At 71.1% G+C, this 16,569-nt stretch carries 19 protein-coding genes; 7 read left to right on the forward strand and 12 right to left on the reverse strand.

Annotated features, from left to right (window positions below):
* Positions 1-36 precede the first annotated feature (36 nt).
* The 3 genes from ACZ6BB_RS36690 to ACZ6BB_RS36700 all read left to right on the forward strand — a co-directional run bounded on the left by ACZ6BB_RS36690 (position 37) and on the right by ACZ6BB_RS36700 (position 1,834).
* Entirely contained in the window at positions 37-507 is a 471-nt protein-coding gene (locus tag ACZ6BB_RS36690; RefSeq protein WP_471619458.1) for a helix-turn-helix domain-containing protein, read from the forward strand.
* A gap of 128 nt (positions 508-635) precedes the next feature.
* Entirely contained in the window at positions 636-1,244 is a 609-nt protein-coding gene (locus ACZ6BB_RS36695; protein WP_471619459.1) for a hypothetical protein, read from the forward strand.
* Positions 1,245-1,492: 248 nt separating this feature from the next.
* Positions 1,493-1,834, forward strand: a complete 342-nt coding sequence (locus tag ACZ6BB_RS36700; RefSeq protein WP_383894479.1) for a DUF2516 family protein — start codon at positions 1,493-1,495, stop codon at positions 1,832-1,834.
* A 141-nt stretch (positions 1,835-1,975) separates the two neighbouring features.
* On the opposite strand, the gene ACZ6BB_RS36705 is transcribed toward ACZ6BB_RS36700, so the two are convergent.
* The 3 genes from ACZ6BB_RS36705 to ACZ6BB_RS36715 all read right to left on the reverse strand — a co-directional run bounded on the left by ACZ6BB_RS36705 (position 1,976) and on the right by ACZ6BB_RS36715 (position 6,106).
* Positions 1,976-3,406: a PP2C family protein-serine/threonine phosphatase gene (locus ACZ6BB_RS36705; RefSeq protein ID WP_471619460.1), complete on the reverse strand. Its 1,431-nt coding sequence runs from the start codon at positions 3,404-3,406 to the stop codon at positions 1,976-1,978.
* A 321-nt stretch (positions 3,407-3,727) separates the two neighbouring features.
* On the reverse strand, positions 3,728-4,855 hold the full coding sequence (locus ACZ6BB_RS36710) for a C40 family peptidase (protein WP_471619461.1): 1,128 nt from the start codon (positions 4,853-4,855) through the stop codon (positions 3,728-3,730).
* 453 nt (positions 4,856-5,308) lie between these two features.
* On the reverse strand, positions 5,309-6,106 hold the full coding sequence (locus tag ACZ6BB_RS36715; RefSeq protein ID WP_471619462.1) for a class I SAM-dependent methyltransferase: 798 nt from the start codon (positions 6,104-6,106) through the stop codon (positions 5,309-5,311).
* 273 nt (positions 6,107-6,379) lie between these two features.
* Between ACZ6BB_RS36715 and mshA the strand changes: the two genes are divergently transcribed.
* Together mshA and ACZ6BB_RS36725 are read left to right on the forward strand one after the other, a co-directional pair.
* Positions 6,380-7,720 (forward strand): D-inositol-3-phosphate glycosyltransferase, encoded by a 1,341-nt coding sequence (gene mshA / locus ACZ6BB_RS36720; RefSeq protein ID WP_471619463.1) that lies wholly within the window; start codon positions 6,380-6,382, stop codon positions 7,718-7,720.
* A gap of 62 nt (positions 7,721-7,782) precedes the next feature.
* The gene (locus ACZ6BB_RS36725; RefSeq protein WP_013002624.1) at positions 7,783-8,298 is read left to right on the forward strand and encodes a type III secretion system chaperone family protein; all 516 of its coding nucleotides are present in this window, start codon (positions 7,783-7,785) and stop codon (positions 8,296-8,298) included.
* Here the strand turns inward: ACZ6BB_RS36725 and ACZ6BB_RS36730 are convergent.
* Entirely contained in the window at positions 8,243-9,034 is a 792-nt protein-coding gene (locus tag ACZ6BB_RS36730) for a helix-turn-helix transcriptional regulator (RefSeq protein WP_471619464.1), read from the reverse strand. The two genes, ACZ6BB_RS36725 and ACZ6BB_RS36730, sit on opposite strands and share 56 nt — an antisense overlap.
* A gap of 154 nt (positions 9,035-9,188) precedes the next feature.
* Between ACZ6BB_RS36730 and ACZ6BB_RS36735 the strand changes: the two genes are divergently transcribed.
* Entirely contained in the window at positions 9,189-9,632 is a 444-nt protein-coding gene (locus ACZ6BB_RS36735) for a DUF2000 family protein (protein WP_471619465.1), read from the forward strand.
* A gap of 218 nt (positions 9,633-9,850) precedes the next feature.
* Here the strand turns inward: ACZ6BB_RS36735 and ACZ6BB_RS36740 are convergent, their stop codons facing one another.
* Entirely contained in the window at positions 9,851-11,281 is a 1,431-nt protein-coding gene (locus tag ACZ6BB_RS36740; protein ID WP_471619466.1) for an MDR family MFS transporter, read from the reverse strand.
* A gap of 153 nt (positions 11,282-11,434) precedes the next feature.
* Between ACZ6BB_RS36740 and ACZ6BB_RS36745 the strand changes: the two genes are divergently transcribed.
* Entirely contained in the window at positions 11,435-12,196 is a 762-nt protein-coding gene (locus ACZ6BB_RS36745; RefSeq protein ID WP_471619467.1) for a phosphoglyceromutase, read from the forward strand.
* An 80-nt stretch (positions 12,197-12,276) separates the two neighbouring features.
* Here the strand turns inward: ACZ6BB_RS36745 and ACZ6BB_RS36750 are convergent, their stop codons facing one another.
* The 7 genes from ACZ6BB_RS36750 to ACZ6BB_RS36780 form a co-directional block, all read right to left on the reverse strand.
* Positions 12,277-13,521: a tyrosine-type recombinase/integrase gene (locus ACZ6BB_RS36750; RefSeq protein WP_467348072.1), complete on the reverse strand. Its 1,245-nt coding sequence runs from the start codon at positions 13,519-13,521 to the stop codon at positions 12,277-12,279.
* Entirely contained in the window at positions 13,521-13,757 is a 237-nt protein-coding gene (locus ACZ6BB_RS36755) for a helix-turn-helix transcriptional regulator (protein ID WP_055520625.1), read from the reverse strand. Before ACZ6BB_RS36755 ends, ACZ6BB_RS36750 begins: the two co-directional genes overlap by 1 nt.
* Complete coding sequence (locus ACZ6BB_RS36760; protein WP_471619488.1) at positions 13,750-15,033, reverse strand: replication initiator; 1,284 nt, start codon at positions 15,031-15,033, stop codon at positions 13,750-13,752. Before ACZ6BB_RS36760 ends, ACZ6BB_RS36755 begins: the two co-directional genes overlap by 8 nt.
* Before the next feature lie 154 nt (positions 15,034-15,187).
* On the reverse strand, positions 15,188-15,433 hold the full coding sequence (locus ACZ6BB_RS36765) for a SpdD protein (RefSeq protein WP_467348162.1): 246 nt from the start codon (positions 15,431-15,433) through the stop codon (positions 15,188-15,190).
* A 25-nt stretch (positions 15,434-15,458) separates the two neighbouring features.
* Positions 15,459-15,653, reverse strand: coding sequence for a hypothetical protein (locus ACZ6BB_RS36770; RefSeq protein ID WP_046709296.1), 195 nt, complete (start codon positions 15,651-15,653; stop codon positions 15,459-15,461).
* Between the two features lie 23 nt (positions 15,654-15,676).
* Positions 15,677-15,868 carry a mobile element transfer protein gene (locus ACZ6BB_RS36775; protein ID WP_046709297.1) on the reverse strand — a complete coding sequence of 64 codons (192 nt, stop codon included), beginning with the start codon at positions 15,866-15,868 and terminating at the stop codon, positions 15,677-15,679.
* A gap of 11 nt (positions 15,869-15,879) precedes the next feature.
* Positions 15,880-16,521, reverse strand: coding sequence for a DUF2637 domain-containing protein (locus ACZ6BB_RS36780; RefSeq protein ID WP_467348068.1), 642 nt, complete (start codon positions 16,519-16,521; stop codon positions 15,880-15,882).
* Positions 16,522-16,569: the final 48 nt, after the last annotated feature.

Consider the following 16,569-nt stretch of genomic DNA (forward strand, 5'->3'; position numbering starts at 1 on the left):
TTGCAAAAGTTAGCGAGGGTGGGGCATGGTGGAGGCATGGCATCGCTCAACGTCGGCAATCTCGGTGAGTACCTGCGTGAACAGCGGCGAAACGCGCAGCTGTCGCTCAGGCAGCTCGCCGACGCCGCCGGGGTGTCCAATCCGTATCTGAGCCAGATCGAGCGCGGGCTGCGAAAGCCGAGCGCGGAGGTGTTGCAGCAGGTCGCCAAGGCGCTGCGGATCTCCGCCGAGACGCTGTACGTGCGGGCCGGCATTCTCGACGCCGAGCGGGATCGTGACGAGGTGGAGACGCGTGCCGTCATCCTCGCCGACCCCACGCTGAACGAGCGGCAGAAGCAGGTGCTGCTCCAGATCTACGAGTCCTTCCGCAAGGAGAACGGATTCGAGATCGACATCGACCTCGGCCCGGGCGCGGAGACGGACCCGGAAGCACCCCCGGCCCCCGGCCCCGGCCCGCACGCGGCCGGTGACGGCGACGATGCCGGCCCGCGGCAGACGGCGAGTTGACAACCTTGGCGACTTCGACGGCTTCGATGACTTCGGTGGGCTCGTCGCCCGCTTCGACGCCGGAGTCCTCGTACGCGGACCGGAACCACACAAACCCTCAGCTGCAAGCAACCCGGAGGACCAGCACCATGGCCATCACCGACGACATCCGCAAGGCCGTCACCGACCCGACGCCGTTCTACTTCGCCGCCGGCACCGCCGACCTCGCCCTGCAGAAGGCGAAGAAGGTTCCCGGCATCGTGGAGCAGCTGCGCGCCGAGGCGCCGGCCCGGATCGACGCCGTACGCCAGACGGACCCGAAGGCCGTCCAGGAGAAGGCGACCGCCCGGGTCAAGGAGACCCAGGAGACCCTGCAGACCAAGGTCACCGAACTCATCGGCACCCTCGACACCGACCTGAAGAAGCTCGGCGAGACCGCTCAGGACCTCGCGCTGCGTGGTGTCGGCGTCGCCGCCGAGTACGCGGTGAAGGCCCGGGAGACGTACGAGAAGGTCGCCGAGCACGGTGAGCAGGCCGTGAAGACCTGGCGTGGCGAGGCCGCGGAGGAGATCGAGGAGCTGGCGATCGCCGTCGAGCCCAAGTCCAAGCCGGTCGAGGTCAAGGACGAGCCGGTGGCCGCCAAGCCGGTTCCGGCCCAGGCCGCGTCCGCTCCCGCCGCCAAGAAGGCCGCGCCGAAGAAGACGGCTCCGGTCCGCAAGGCGCCGGCCGCGAAGAAGACCACCCCGCCCGCGAAGTAGGCGGCAGGGCGCGCCGCCCGGTGGGCGACATAGCCGACGGAGAGATCGGCGACAGAGCGAGAGATACCCGCGCGGTATCTCGGAGGTACCCGCGCGGTACTTCGCGGTACGGAGAACGGGCCGGGCACCTTTGGGGTGGCCGGCCCGTTCTACGGGTACGGTGGCCGCGTAGGAGTCGGCCTGGGCACCGGACAGCCGTTCGGCGGTCGGCAGTCGGATGAGCGAACGGAACGGGTGGTGTGGGCGGCATGCTGATGACGGGCTTCGTGGGGTTCCTGGGACTTCTGAAGATCGTCCTGATGGCTCTCGCCGCGTTCGGGCTCTTCGACGCCGCGTTCCGGCGTGAGGACGCGTTCCGCGCGGCGGACAAGCAGACCAAGGTCTTCTGGCTGATCATCCTCGGGATCGCCCTCGTCGTGAGCTATCTGTTCTCGATCCTGTCGTTCCTGCCGATCATCGGCGTCATCGCGAGCATCGTGTACATCGTGGACGTGCGGCCCGCGGTCAAGCAGGTCTCGGGTGGCGGGGGCGGCGGCCGCCGCGGCTCCAGCAGCGACGGTCCGTACGGGCCGTACAACGGCGGTCGGTGACTTCGGCGGTCGACGGGATCGGTGTTCGGTGGCTTCTGGGGTCGATGACTTCGGCAGTCGACGGCATCGGTGATCGGTGACTCCTGCGGTCGACGGCACCGTGGCCGGTGACTTCTGCGGTCGGTGACCGCCGCGAAAGGGTCAGCCCTCTCGGTCCAGCAGGAGGACCGCCACATCGTCGGTCAGTTCGCCGCCGTTGAGGTCGCGAACCTCGTTCACCGCCGCGCGCAGCAGATCCTCGCCGCGCAGACCCTCGGCGAGCTGGCGGCGGACCATCTCGACCATGCCGTCCTGACCCAGCCGCTCCTTGCCCTGGCCGATCCGGCCCTCGATGAGGCCGTCCGTGTAGAGCATCAGACTCCAGGCGGCTCCCAGCTCGATCTGCGTGCGCGGCCAGCGGGCGTTCGGCAGCAGGCCGAGGGCCGGGCCCCCGTTGTCGTGCGGCAGCAGCTCGGCCGGCAGGGTGGGGCGGACGCCGAGGCCGTGGCGCGCGATCAGCGGTGCCGGGTGGCCGGCGAGGCAGAGGCCCGCGCGGCGGCCGTCGGGGGCGATGTCGACCGTGCAGAGCGTCGCGAAGATCTCGTCGCTCTCGCGTTCGTGCTCCAGGACGCGCTGCAGCGTGGACAGCAGCTCGTCGCCACACAGCCCCGCGAACGTCAGCGCCCGCCAGGCGATCCGCAGCTCGACGCCGAGTGCCGCCTCGTCGGGGCCGTGCCCGCAGACGTCACCGATCATGACGTGCACGGTGCCGTCGGGGGTGCGGACGGTGTCGTAGAAGTCGCCGCCGAGCAGGGCGCGGGAGCGGCCCGGCCGGTAGCGGGCGGCGAACCGCAGTGAGGAGCCCTCCAGGAGAGGCGTCGGCAGCAGGCCGCGCTCCAGGCGGGCGTTCTCCTGGGCGCGCAGCTTGGACTCGGTGAGCCGGCGCTCGGCCGTGTCCGACCGCTTGCGCTCCACCGCGTAGCGGATCGCGCGGCTCAGCAGCCGGCCGTCCAGTTCGTCCCGGAAGAGGTAGTCCTGAGCTCCGACGCGCACCGCCTCCGTGCCGCGTTCGGTGTCGCCGGAGTCGGTGAGGGCCAGGACCGCGTGGCGGGGGGCCAGTTGCAGGACGTTCTTGAGGACGGAGAGTTCGTCCTCGGGACGGTCGCCCCCTTCGGGGTCCGCGTCGGCCGGCCGGGGCGGGGCCGGGAGTGCCAGGTCAAGCAGGATGCAGTTGACGTCGTCGGTCAGCAGCCGCTGGGCCTCGGTGAGGTTGCGGGCGGTGCGGACGCGGATCGGCTTGCCCGTGGAGTCGAGCAGCTCGGGCACGTTGAGGGAACCCGCCGGGTCGTCCTCGATGAGCAGGACCGTGAGGTTGGTGGGGCCGCCGGGCTGTGCGGCGGGGCCGGGCAGGCCCACAAGACCCGTGGCGCGGTCGCCGTTCGGGCCGGGCGTGTTCGAGTTGTCTGCAGGGGCCAGGGCCGAGGCGTTCATGGCCGCCCCCTCTCCGGACGGTCCGCCGGGTGCGGACGCGGCATGCGCCTGACCACACTCCACGGCCGGGATCGCTCTCTGCCGCGGTACGGGTACGGGCATCGTGTTCGGGTTCCTTCCCTCCCCCCGAGGGCACGGCGGGGCGAGGGACCTCGACCCACCGACGGGGACCATAACGCCAGGCGCCGCCGCAACGGAATGCTCGGCGGGACGCCGGGCGGCAAACGGCCGGAGTCATATGCCGCATCATGTACCGCACTTGGACATGGCAGGGCTTTCTCCTGGGATGACGTATGTCACGCGGTGGAGGTTGAGCCGAGTGGGGAAGGTGGCGAGAGTCACGTGGGACGGATCACGCGGGGTGGAGTGCGTGGTGCGGGGCCGGGGCGCTCGGCTCCGGCCCGTCGCCCCCGCGCCAACCGCTCACGCGTCCGGTCGTACGACTCCCAGGATCTGCATCGTCCCTGCCCCGGCGATCGACACCTTTCGGTTCGGGCGTGGGGCGTGGACTATCGAGCCGTTGCCCAGGTACATGGCGACGTGGCTGGCGTCGGCGTTGTAGATGATGAGGTCGCCGGGGCGCATGTCCTTGATGTCGATGTGCTTGAGCAGACGCCACTGTTCCTGTGACGTGCGGGGGATGGTCAGGCCGGCGGCGGCCCACGCCTGGCTGGTGAGGCCGGAGCAGTCGTAGGTGTCGGGGCCCTCGGCGCCCCACTCGTACCACTTGCCTATCTGGTCCGTCGCGAACTTCACGGCCCGCTTGCCCTGCGGGGACGCCTTGCCGTTGATCTCGTCGAGGATGCCGGAGCCCAGCCAGGTGGCCTGTGACTGCTCGGCGGCAGCCTCCTCCAACTGCGCCAGCCGCTCCCGCTCGTCGTCCTCCAGTTGGCCTTCCAGCTCCTGGGCGGCGGCGATCTGCTTCTTGATCTTCTTCTTGGCCTTCTCCTTGGCCTTGCGGTTCGCTTCCAGCTTCTTCCAGCGCGCGGCGGCGTCCTTGGAATACTGCTCCAAGTCCTCCTGGGTCCGGGTCATCTCGGCGAGCAGGCCCTTGGTCGCGAGCTGGCCCTGGCGCAGGCGGTCCGCACCCTCCAGGAAGTCCTGGGGATTCTCGGTCAGCCACAGCTGCACCTCGGGCGGAAGGCCGCCACCGCGGTACTGGGCGCGGGCCGCGGCGCCGATGAGGTCCTGCAGCTTGTCCAGCTTCGCGTGGCCCTTGTCGACCTCGTGGGCCAGATCGACGAGCTCGTCGGACTGTTTGTCGGCTTTCTCCTCGGCCGCGTTGTACGCGTCCGTGGCGACCGCCGCCTCGTGGTAGAGGCCCTCCAGCTTCGCGCGTACGGCTTCCAGCTCCTCGTTCGTGACGGGAGTCGGGTACGTCTCCGGCGTACCGGAACCGCCCGCGGTGCTCGACGGAGAGGGGGTCGTACTCGGGGTCGGCTCGGTCGGTTTCGTCTGGCTCGCGTACGCGTCGACCGGTGTGCCCAGCACGGTCATCGCGCAGACCACGGCCACGGCCGCCATGGTCAGGTTCCGCTTGCCGGCTCCCATACCCCTTGCCCCCAACCTCGATAGAAAGAGAGAAAACTGGTTAACCGTCAGTAACTTGCCGGTGCTCGGTGATCGTGTCACGGCCTCGCGTGATCCAACAGGGGCGGGTGACGACGAACTCCCCGCCCTCGGCCCGGCCTTGCGGCACCTCCGCGCCCGCCCCTCTGCTGTCGTGCCGTCCCCCACCCTTCGCCCTCCGCCCCTGTTCCCTGCCGGCCCCCCCGTCCCCTGCCGCCCTCGTTCCCTGCCGTTCCCTCCCGTCCGCTCTCCCCGCCGGTTCTCTTCCGCTCTCTCCCGCCCGCGCGCCCGCGTCCGCGCGTCACGTCGCTTCTGTGTGACTCACGAGCCGAGGAGATCGTTGCTCCCGACTGTGTGACGATCGGCCCGAGGCGATCGTTCCCGTGCGTCACCACGATATCACTCTGTGTAATCGTGGTGCCACGGTGTGGACGCTCACCCCCTCGGAGCCAGCGCCTCCCACGCCACCGTGACTTCGCCCTGCCGCCATCGGGTCACCCCGTCCCGGACCGGCCAGTCCGTGCTCAGGGCGCGGGCGGTGCGGATCCAGCGCTGGCGTGCGCCGTACGAGGCGTACGGTGCCGCGGCGGCCCAGGCGCGGTCGAAGTCGCGGAGGAAGGCGTGCACCGGCTCGCCGGGGACGTTGCGGTGGATGAGTGCCTTGGGGAGGCGTTCGGCGAGGTCGGAGGGACGGTCCAGGGAACCGAGGCGGGTGGCGAAGGTGACCGTGCGAGGGCCTTCCGGGCCGAGCGCGACCCAGACGTGCCGACGGCCGATCTCGTCACAGGTGCCTTCGACGAGCAGGCCCCCGGCGGAGGAGTGCGTGGCCGGCGCGAGACGGGCGCACAGGCGCTCCCAGACGGCCCTGACCTCCTCCTCGTCGTACTGGCGCAGTACGTTCGCCGCCCGGACGAGGGTCGGGCTGCCGGGCACCGGGACCTCGAACCCGCCGTGCCGGAAGGTCAGCCCCTCGCACGCGTACGGCCTCGCCGCCGCGACCCTGGCCGGGTCGATCTCGATGCCGACCACCTGGGTGCGAGGGGCCACCGCGCGCAACCGGCGCAGGAGTTCGACTGCGGTCCAGGGGGCGGCACCGTAGCCGAGGTCGACGGCGAGGGGGGTGGTGGCGCGGCGGAGTTCGGCGCCGTGTGTCGCCGCGATCCAGCGGTCCATGCGGCGCAGGCGGTTGGGGTTGGTGGTGCCGCGCGTGACGGTGCCGACTGGTCGTGCCATGCGGTGAGCGTATTCCTCCTCCCGCATGCGGCGATCGCGCGCTTTCCTGCCCCCGCCGCCCCGCCGCCCCGCCGCCCCGCCGCCCCGCCGTCGCTCCACGATCCTGTCCCTCGGAACGTGTGGCGCCCCTCCACTCCCCACGTGATCGAACGGTTGAGCGAGGTTCGGTAATAATTCCGCAAAGAGGAAATGGAACGGACTCCTCCGGCGTTCTGCCTGACCAGAGGGCCCCACACCCTCCGAACGGCATGCCCGGAGCGAGGAGGACGCCACGTGAGCCACTACGTCGCCAGGCTCGGACGGCGCTCCCCAGCCGGCGCCGGGCGGCTTCGGCTGCACCGGAAGCCCCGCCGGGTCGCGATGCTGTCGGTGCACACGTCGCCGCTGCACCAGCCCGGCACGGGTGACGCGGGCGGGATGAACGTCTACATCGTGGAGCTGGCGCAGCGGCTGGCCGCGCAGAACGTCGAGGTGGAGATCTTCACCCGGGCCACGACCGGGGCCCTGCCCCCGACGGTCGAGCTGGCCCCGGGCGTCCTCGTGCGGCACGTCGACGCGGGGCCGTACGAAGGGCTGGCGAAGGAGGAGCTCCCGGCCCAGCTGTGTGCCTTCACGCACGGGGTGATGCAGGCATGGGCAGGCCACCGGCCCGGCCACTACGACCTGGTCCACTCGCACTACTGGCTCTCCGGCCACGTCGGCTGGCTCGCCGCCGAACGCTGGGGCGTCCCCCTGGTGCACGCCATGCACACCATGGCCAAGGTCAAGAACGCCGCGCTCGCCGACGACGACACCCCCGAACCCGCCGCCCGTGTCATCGGCGAGACCCAGATCGTCCGCGCCGCCGACCGTCTCATCGCCAACACGGCGGAGGAGGCCGGCGAACTCGTACGCCACTACGAGGCCGACCCGGACAAGGTCGCCGTCGTCCACCCGGGTGTGAACCTCGACCGCTTCCGTCCGGCCGACGGACGCGCGGCGGCGAGGGCGCGTCTCGGCCTGCCCCAGGACGCCCTGATCCCTCTCTTCGCCGGCCGAATCCAGCCACTCAAGGCCCCCGACGTCCTGCTGCGCGCCGTCGCCGTCCTCCTCGACGAGCGTCCCGAGCTGCGGTCCAGGATCGTCGTACCGGTGGTCGGCGGGCCCAGCGGCAGTGGCCTGGCCAAGCCGGAGGGACTGCAGAAGCTGGCCGCGCGGCTCGGGATAGCCGATGTCGTACGGTTCCGGCCGCCCGTCGGGCAGGAGCAGCTCGCGGACTGGTTCCGGGCGGCGTCGGTGCTGGTCATGCCGTCGTACAGCGAGTCCTTCGGGCTCGTCGCCATCGAGGCGCAGGCGGCCGGTACGCCGGTGCTGGCGGCCTCGGTCGGCGGCCTCCCGGTCGCCGTGCGGGACGGACGGACCGGGTTCCTGGTCCAGGGCCACGACCCCGCCGCCTACGCGCGCGTGCTCCGCGACTTCGCCGACACCCCGGACCTGCCCGCCCGCATGGGCGCGGCCGCCGCCGCGCACGCCGAGTCCTTCGGCTGGGACACCTCGGCCGCCGCCACCGCCGACGTCTACACGGCGGCCATGCAGGACCACCGCCGGCACCGGGTGCGGGGCCACTACGGGTGAGCCGCGGGGGCCCGTCGTGGCTCCGTGGCCGACCGGTTCGTACCGGCGGGTACGCTCGCCCCATGGCTGACGAAGCGTCGATCATCGAGCAGGTCCTCACCGAGGCCGAGCTGGAGTGGGAGAGCCCGGCACCCGGCACGTACGTCGTGAAGCTCCCCGGCACCCGCAAACTCTCGACGACCGTCTCCCTGATCGTCGGCCGGCACTCCCTCTCCCTCAACGCCTTCGTGATCCGGCACCCCGACGAGAACGAAGCGGGCGTCCACCGCTGGCTCCTGGAGCGCAACCTCAAGCTCTACGGAGTGAGTTACGCCGTCGACCCGCTCGGGGACGTCTACGTCACGGCCCGGCTGCCCCTCTCCGCCGTCACCCCCGACGGCATCGACGGCCTTCTCGGCCAGGTCCTGGAAGCGGCCGACGGCGCGTTCAACACCCTGCTCGAACTGGGCTTCGCCTCAGCGATCCGCAAGGAGTACGCCTGGCGCGTCTCCCGGGGCGAACCGACCCGCAATCTGGACGCGTTCAGCCATCTGACCCGGGACGTGGCGGCCGGCCGTTCCGATAGCGGCCAGGGGTGACACCCACCCACCGTCTGAAGTGCCGCGTCAGATGGGCCTGGTCGTAGAACCCGGCCGCCGCCGCGGCCTCGCCCGGCCGCATCCCGTCCAGCAACAGCCGCCTGGCCCGCTCCACCCGCCGGGACATCAGGTACTGGTGCGGCGCGATCCCGAAGGCCGCTCCGAACGCCCGTACGAGATGCGCGGGGTGTGCGTGCACCGTCCCCGCGGCCTCCGCCAGCGTCACCCCGTCGGCGACCCGCTCGTCGAGGAGTTCGCGCAGCTGGTGGGCGACCGTACGTCCGCCTGCCGGCCGCGCGGCTGAACGCGCCGGTGGCCTGCGAAGATGCCGCCGCAACCGCTCCCCGACGAGTGCCAGTCGGCTCTCCGCCTCCAGCTCGTCCCCCGGCCGTGCGAGCGCCGTGTGCAACTGCCCCACCCGCCGCCGCAGTTGCGGATCCCGCAGGTCGGGACCGTCCACGGCCGCCCCGATCAGGCTCTCGTCCAGCGGGCTCGAATCCAGGTCCAGGTACAGCACCCGCTTGCGGAAACCGTGCTCCGTCACCGGCGCCCCGTTGTGCGGCACGTACGGCGGCAGCAGCGAGACGGTGTCGTCCGGCGTCCCGTGCTCGTGCCGGTCCAGCTCGTACCGCACGGCTCCGTCGTCGACGATCAGCAGCGTCCAGACGTCGTGCACGTGCATCGGGTACGCGTACTCCGTGTAGTGCGCGTGGAACACCTCGACGATGCCGGGCACGCGCGGCCTCCAGGCGGACACCTCGCGCTGAGGGCCGGGCTGAGGGCCTGGCTGAGGGGGCGGCTGGGGTGTCGCCGGGCGGGGCTTCGGCCGCTGAGGGCACATGCAAAGAACGTACAAGACGGGGGCGTACGCCGGTCGGCAGTCTCGTTCCATGAGCAGCGAGACCTCCGCGAGTACGCCCCCCATCCGCTTCGACACCAAGATCGCCGTCCTCCTCCGCGACGACCTGGAGAGCTGGCAACGCCTCAACGTCACGTCCTTCCTGGTCAGCGGTATCGGCCCGATGATCCCGGAGGTGATCGGCGAGCCGTACGAGGACGCTGACGGCACGGCGTATCTCCCGATGTTCCGCCAGCCGGTCCTCGTCTTCGAGGGGACGAAGGAGGTGCTGAGGGCGGCCCACACGCGGGCGCTGGCCCGGGCGCTGCCCCGCGCCCTCTTCACGTCCGACCTCTTCACCACGGGCAACGACCGCGACAACCGCGCGGCCGTACGGGCCGTGGGAGCGGGAGGGTTGGATCTGGTGGGGCTCGCGGTGTACGGGCCGCGCAACGGGGTGGACAAGGTGGTGAAGGGGGCGCGGATGCACCCGTAGACCGCTCGGGCCGAGCCGCGCGCCGGCCTCTGCATCCGGCGCCACCGTACGGGTTCCCTTCTCCGCGGCGGCAGGGGTGTGTCTGTCCACCCCCCGGCGTCGGATCGACTCCCGCTTCCACCGGATGCCTCCGCCGGCCGCCGGCCGTCTTCATGCCGGTCCCACGAGGGGCTCCTCGACGACGGCCTCTCAGGCGGCCGTTCTCAAGCGACCGTCTCTCAGCCGGCCGTCTCTCGGCCGACCGTTCCTCCGGCGACGCGCGTTCGGTCGACCGGCTCCAGGTCGACCGGCTCCAGGTCGACCGGTTCCAGGTCGTCCGGCTGCCCGGCGACGGGCTCCCGGACGACGGGCTTCCCGAGGCCAGACCCTCCGACGCCAGGCACCCCGACGCCCGCCTCCTCGACGCCAGGCCCCCCGGTGAGGTGCGTCTCGGCTACCTCCTCCTCCGACCCCGGCAACCGCCGCATCAACGCCCAGTACCCCACCCCCGCCACGGTCCCGATCACGGCGCACAGTCCCCACAGCCACCCGGCGCCCCAGCGGTCGATGACGACGCCGGACATCAGCGGCGCGACGAGCGCGGCCACGGACCACGACATCGTGTACATGCCCTGGTAGCGGCCGCGCCCCTGCACGGGTGAGAGGCGGACCACGACGCCGGTCTGGGTGGGCGCGTTGACGATCTCCGCGAGGGTCCAGACGCAGACGGTGAGGACGAAGACGCCGAGCGACCCGGCGAAGGCGGTGAGGCCGAAGCCGTACCCCGCGAGCACGGACGAGAGGACGAGGAGCCGTCCGGGGTCGCGGTGCTCGATGACACGGGTGACCGGGATCTGCAGGGCCACGATCAGCACCCCGTTGACGGCGAGGGCGAGCCCGTAGTCGACAGGAGTGAAACCGGCCGCCCCCATCGCGACCGGCAGCCCCACCGACCCCTGCTGGAAGATCAGCGCGACGAGGAACGAGAGCCCGACGACACCCATGAAGCGGCCGTCGCGCAGCACGGTCCCCAGTCCGACGTCCTCCGCCCCGGCCTTCTCCGCCGCCGTCCGCTCCGGGCGCGACTCCGGCAGCTTCAGGAAGACGACGATCGCGCAGACCAGCGTCATCCCCGCCTCGGCCAGGAAGCCGGCGCGGTAGCTGACCTCGGCGATGAACCCGGCACCCATGGAGGAGACGGCGAAACCGAGGTTGATGGCCCAGTAGTTGAGGGAGAACGCCCGTACGCGGTCCTCCGGTCGGACGATGTCCGCCATCATCGCCTGTACGGCCGGGCGGGAGGCGTTGCTGGCCGCCCCGACGAGGAAGGCGACGGCGGCGATGGCCACGGGATCCTGTACGAAGCCGAGGAGCGCGACCGATCCGGCCGTGGACGCCTGGGCGACGAGCAGGGTGGGCCGCCGCCCGAGCCGGTCGGCCATGACTCCGCCGCCGAGCGAGGAGACGACCCCGCCGAGCCCGTGCAGCGAGGCGACAAGACCGGCGTAGGAGGCGGAGTACCCGCGGTCCAGCGTCAGATACAGCGCCATGAAGGTGGCGACGAACGCGCCCAGCCGGTTCACCAGCGTGCTGGTCCACAGCCACCAGAACTCCCGGGGCAGCCCGGAGACCGATTCCCGGACGGCACGCCTGACGGCGACGAGTGGCATGCAGATCCCCCACGGACGTAAGCGGCCAAGACAGCGAACACACCTTACGAACGCGCCCGGGGCAGGGCCACTCAATTACCCCGCACATCGACGGCCTGTCCGCCTGTCGGCCAGGTGGGTGACGATTCCCGGCCGTGGATTACGCTCGGAGCCATGGCCGACGCACCGTACAAGCTGATCCTCCTCCGCCACGGCGAGAGCGAGTGGAACGAGAAGAACCTGTTCACCGGCTGGGTGGACGTCAACCTCACGCCGAAGGGAGAGAAGGAGGCGACGCGCGGCGGTGAGCTGCTGAAGGACGCCGGCCTGCTCCCGGACGTGCTCCACACCTCCCTCCAGAGGCGCGCCATCCGCACCGCGCAGCTGGCCCTGGAGTCCGCCGACCGCCACTGGATTCCCGTACACCGTTCGTGGCGCCTGAACGAGCGCCACTACGGCGCCCTCCAGGGCAAGGACAAGGCCCAGACCCTCGCCGAGTTCGGCGAGGAGCAGTTCATGCTGTGGCGCCGCTCGTACGACACCCCGCCGCCCCCGCTCGCGGACGACTCGGAGTTCTCCCAGGCATCGGACCCGCGCTACGCGACCATCCCGCCGGAGCTCCGCCCCCGCACGGAGTGCCTCAAGGACGTCGTCGTCCGCATGCTTCCGTACTGGTACGACGGCATCGTCCCCGACCTCCTCGCGGGCCGCACGGTCCTCGTCGCCGCCCACGGCAACTCCCTCCGCGCCCTCGTCAAGCACCTCGACGACGTCTCGGACGCCGACATCGCGGGCCTCAACATCCCCACGGGCATCCCGCTCTCCTACGAACTGGACGCCGACTTCAAGCCCCTCAACCCCGGCGGCACCTACCTCGACCCGGACGCCGCGGCGGCGGCGATCGAGGCGGTCAAGAACCAGGGCAAGAAGAAGTAAGCAGGCACGAACAAGCCCCCTACCTGCGGGTTCTCCGCCGGTAGGGGGCTTCTTGGTGGGGCTGGGCCGTCTGTGGGCCGTCAGGTGGGGGACGGCTCGGGCCGGGCCGTATCGAAGACGGCGGCCACGGCCTTGCGAGTGCGCTCCTGGCTGGACGGCATGAGATGCGCGTACACGCGGAGGGTCAGACCGGGGTCAGAGTGACCCAGGTACTCGGCGAGAGCCTTGATGTTCTCTCCGGCGTCCAGGAGTACCGAGGCGTAGAAGTGGCGGAGCGCGTGCATGCCGTTCTCGCGGGACTCGGCGTAGGACTCGCCCGGCTTGCGCTTGGGGATCACCCCGGCCGAGGCCAGCGCCCGCTTCCACACCTCCTCGTTGAGCGAAGTCCGCCAGACATGCCCGCCGCGCGGTCCGGTGAAGATCAGCCGCTTGGTCACCGGAGGCCCGTCCGCCACCTTCCACGGCAAGGTGATCTCGACCGGAGGGAACCGCTTCATGTGCTCCCGCAGCGCATCAGCGACCGGCCCAGGAAGTGGCACGTCCCGCAGCTTGCTGCCCTTGGGCGGAGCGAACACGGCCTTGCTCCGGCTCAGCTTCAGTTGTTGGACCACGTGAAGCGTGTCCGACTCGAAGTCGATCGCGTCGACGGCGATGCCAAGGATCTCCCCCTGGCGGAGCCCGCAGCCGCCACCCAGGTCGACCATGGCTTGGTACCGCTCAGGCATGGCGGCCTGGACGGCGAAGACCCGTTCCGGCGTCCAGGGAGCGACGCGTCTGACGTCCACCGTCGGCGGCCGGACCGAGCGGGCAGCACACGGATTCCGGGGGAGATGCCCGTCGTCCACGGCCGCACTCAGCGCGGCACGCACGTTGGAGTAGATCGTCCGGGCATACGAGCCCCGGACGCCGTTCTCTTGCAGCTTCCCGACCCAGTCACGGATGTGAGCAGGCTGGAAGGAGCCGAGCGGACGCGAGCCCAGGTAGGGGAAGGCGTGTAGCCGGAGCTGCGATTCCATCGATGCCTGAGTGTTCGGGTCCGGCGCGTGTGTCACCCACTTCTCGGCGTACTGCTCGAACGTGATCCGAGCCGCACGCGGGTCGATGTACTGCCCGCGCGCCATGTCGGCCTCAGTGTGCGCCAGCCACTGATCAGCGAGCCGCTTCTGCCGGTCGGGGAAGCTCTTGGACTTCTCAGTACCGTCCGGCCCGACGTACCGGGCGCGGTAACGGGATCCCGTTCCGTACCGCTCCGTCTTGACCCTGCGAGCCTTCCCGTCCGGCCCGGTCTCCGTTCTGTACCAGCGGTCTTGGATGTGCCCGGCCATCAGGCAGCAGCCCCTTCCATCAGGGACTCGACCCAGGCCCGCACGTCCACGGGGTCGTAGCGCAGATGCCGGCCAACCCGGAAGCCACGTGGCCCAGTGCGCTTCCGCCGCCACTGGTAGACCGTCTCGACCGGCACGCCCAGGATCTCGGCAACGTCCAGAGGAGTCAGGTACCGCGAAGGCAGAGCGCGCGGTTCGGCGGCGGCTTCTACGACGGCGAGATGGCGCTTAGCCACGGGTCGGCTCTCCTTCTGTTCCGGGGGCGGGTTCGAGGGATGCGGCAAGCCAGGCTTCGGTGTCGGACAGGCCGGTTCCGGCGAAGACCCAGTGCGCGAGGAAGTACGTCGTGTCGGGCGCCGCTTCGTTGGCCGTTGCGGCTTGTGCGCGGCGCCATTGGGCGCGGGCGTCGCGGAGGGCGCCGAGGGTGGTGGAGTAGCGGCGGGATTTGGTGGAGAAGTGGCCGCGGAATCCGAGCATGTGGGCCCAGGCGCGTAGGCGGAGGTCTTCGAGGTCTTTGCGTGCGCCGAGGGTCCAGGCGGTTCGGATGAGGCGGCGGGCGTGGTCGCTGATGTCGAGCTGGGCCAGCTCGGCGGCGAACTTCAGCGGCCGGTCGAGAGCTCCCGTGGCTGTCTCGGCGCCCTTGGTCGCGTACTTGGCGATGTACGCGGCCACGGCCCGCTCGGTCAGCTCCTGGCTGTCGTTGAAGTCGGCGGAGCGGATGGTGCGGACGTCGAGTTGGCGACCGAAGGCGAAGGTGTGGGTGCGTCCCTCGATGACCGGGCCGTCGACGCGGACCTTGGCTGCCGCTGTCTCGATGGCGTCGGTGAGGAGTTCGGCGGTGGCCCAGGTTGGGGGTGGGGTGTCGCCGCCGGTGGGGCCGTCGATGCGGATGACGGCGTGGAAGTGGACGGCTCCGCGCTTTTGGTACTCGGCGACCTTGGCGAAGGAGACGCGGGCGTGGTCGCGGAACCGGCGTTGTGACAGTCCCGCGCGCTTGGCGACTTCTCGGCGCAGGTAGGTGGAGAAGCGTTGCCAGAGCGGACCGGCGTGGGCGTTCCAGAGGACGGCCGCTTCGTAGTCGTAGATGTCCGGGTCGAGGGCTGTGCCGAGTTCGGCGTCGTCCTGGTCGTGGCGGGTGCCGCAGCGGCAGGGGCGCCCGCTGGAGGGGCGGTTGTGGACCGGGCCGAAGCTCGGGGCGGTGAAGGTGGCGAAGACGCGCGGGTGGGTGGCGACGTGTTCGGGGACGCCCTTGCCGCCGAGCAGGCCGGAGGTGATCAGGTGGAAGGTGTCGCGGCGGTAGACCTCGGAGCAGGCCGCGCACCGAGTTGTGCGGCGGTTGTTGCAGCGGACGAGGAGTTGGCCGGCCGGGAGGTCGGTGGAGTCGAGGTGGTGGAGGACGCGGCCGATCTCGCCGGTCGTGGTGTCGACGTCGTGCTCGGTGCGGTGGCCGTCGAGGCGGATCGGGTTGGTGCAGCCGCCGAGTCCGGAGAGCTGACGGAGGATACCGGGCAGGGTGCCGTGCTCGGCCAGCTTCGCGAGTGCCGGGAGCGGGGGCGGTGTGGTGCGGGTGAAGATGGCGATTCTCCTTCTGACTGGCTCGGTCAGGAGTGATGGCCCGGGGCGGCGGATGCTTAGTCGTGTGCGCCGCCCCGGGCTGCGTGCGCATTCAGCGCCGGTTCTGCTCGCGGATCAGGGAGCGCAGGACCACGGCCGCGACGGCCACGGAGATGGCCGAGACGGCGACGGCGGCCAGGAGCGCGGTGAGGACGACACCGCCGACGACCACGGCCGCCACAACTCCGGGGCTGAGGGAGACCGCCGGGAGCGAGCACCGGACGGGCGCCGGATCAGCCGGAGCGTGGGTGTGCGCGGGCGGCGGGGTGGGGTTGTCGGGGTACTTGGGCAGGAACACGGTCAGGCTCTCCTCATCTACTCGTCTAGGCATGTGAGCCGTTTATGACGTCCACGCCGGAGCGGGTGCCGGACTCGATGGCGGGGGCGAGGAAGGTTTGCGAGAGGTAGAAGCCGAAGAGGGCGATCAGGACGACGACCCAGGTGCGGACCCCGAGGAACTTGACCGCGCCCCAGGCGAAGAGGCCGAGGACGACGACGAGCGGCAGGCTGACGGTCACGGTGTGTGGGTCCCTTCGGAGGATCAGCGGATGGGGCAGCGGTGGGTGCGGGCGGCCAGCTCGGCGGCGGCGCGGCTGTCGTAGTCGGCGGAGAAGCCGCAGCGCGGAGCCGTGCAGGCGGCGGTGTGCTTCTCACGGCCCCGGCCGTCGTAGGACGTGGCGACCTGGACGGGGCCGATGCGGGTGACGTTGCGGAAGCGGCGGTTGGCGGACACGGGGTCTCCTCTCAGAGGTGGGCGGCGATGGCTTCGGCCATGGGCGCGGGGACGCCGAGGCGGACGCGGAGCGTTGGGGTGTCGATCGGTGCTCCGGTGCGGGTGTGGTGTTCGGCGGCGACCTTGCGGGCGTGTTCGACGAGGGCGGTCGGGACGGGTACGGCGGGCCGCTCGGGCGGCGGTGGCTCGATGGCCGGCGGTGTCGGCGGCGGTTCCTCGGAGGCGAGTTCGTGCGCGTCCTCCTGGTCCACGGTGTCGTCCATGTCCTCGGGGTCTTCGCCGGTTGTCGCGGGGGCGGTGTGGGCGAGGAGGGTTCCGCCGAGGAAGGCGACGGCGGGCCAGCCCGCGACGAGGATGCGCAGCCAGGCGGGGACGTTGTTGAGGTCGAGTAGGCCGGCGGTGGCGACGTTCGCGCCGAGGGAGGCGGTGAGGGCGATGACGAACCAGCACCACCCGGCCGCTTTCGCCTCACCGGTCCGCAGTCGGCGCCAGGCGGCGACGAGCAGCAGGTCGACCGAGACGGGATAGGCCCACGCTTTCCACCCGTCCTGACCGGCAGCCGAGGCGATGTCGTGCAGGTGGGCGAAGGACAGCGCGGCGGCGATGAGCGCCTGGACGAGCACCGCGTCGACACGGGCCAGTTGGGCGCGCATGGTGCGGCTCCTTTCGGATTCAGGCATGGCGGGGGTAGGGAGTTGGCG

It is taken from the genome of Streptomyces sp. NPDC041108 (genome assembly GCF_055592645.1).

What these genes read in the sequence shown, in the direction of transcription:
- ACZ6BB_RS36690 (WP_471619458.1), top strand. Translation starts at nt 37, where the DNA reads ATGGCATCGCTCAACGTCGGCAATCTCGGTGAGTACCTGCGTGAACAG.
- ACZ6BB_RS36695 (WP_471619459.1), top strand. Translation starts at nt 636, where the DNA reads ATGGCCATCACCGACGACATCCGCAAGGCCGTCACCGACCCGACGCCG.
- ACZ6BB_RS36700 (WP_383894479.1), top strand. Translation starts at nt 1,493, where the DNA reads ATGCTGATGACGGGCTTCGTGGGGTTCCTGGGACTTCTGAAGATCGTC.
- ACZ6BB_RS36705 (WP_471619460.1), bottom strand. Translation starts at nt 3,406, where the DNA reads ATGCCCGTACCCGTACCGCGGCAGAGAGCGATCCCGGCCGTGGAGTGT.
- ACZ6BB_RS36710 (WP_471619461.1), bottom strand. Translation starts at nt 4,855, where the DNA reads ATGGGAGCCGGCAAGCGGAACCTGACCATGGCGGCCGTGGCCGTGGTC.
- ACZ6BB_RS36715 (WP_471619462.1), bottom strand. Translation starts at nt 6,106, where the DNA reads ATGGCACGACCAGTCGGCACCGTCACGCGCGGCACCACCAACCCCAAC.
- ACZ6BB_RS36725 (WP_013002624.1), top strand. Translation starts at nt 7,783, where the DNA reads ATGGCTGACGAAGCGTCGATCATCGAGCAGGTCCTCACCGAGGCCGAG.
- ACZ6BB_RS36735 (WP_471619465.1), top strand. Translation starts at nt 9,189, where the DNA reads ATGAGCAGCGAGACCTCCGCGAGTACGCCCCCCATCCGCTTCGACACC.
- ACZ6BB_RS36740 (WP_471619466.1), bottom strand. Translation starts at nt 11,281, where the DNA reads ATGCCACTCGTCGCCGTCAGGCGTGCCGTCCGGGAATCGGTCTCCGGG.
- ACZ6BB_RS36745 (WP_471619467.1), top strand. Translation starts at nt 11,435, where the DNA reads ATGGCCGACGCACCGTACAAGCTGATCCTCCTCCGCCACGGCGAGAGC.
- ACZ6BB_RS36750 (WP_467348072.1), bottom strand. Translation starts at nt 13,521, where the DNA reads ATGGCCGGGCACATCCAAGACCGCTGGTACAGAACGGAGACCGGGCCG.
- ACZ6BB_RS36780 (WP_467348068.1), bottom strand. Translation starts at nt 16,521, where the DNA reads ATGCGCGCCCAACTGGCCCGTGTCGACGCGGTGCTCGTCCAGGCGCTC.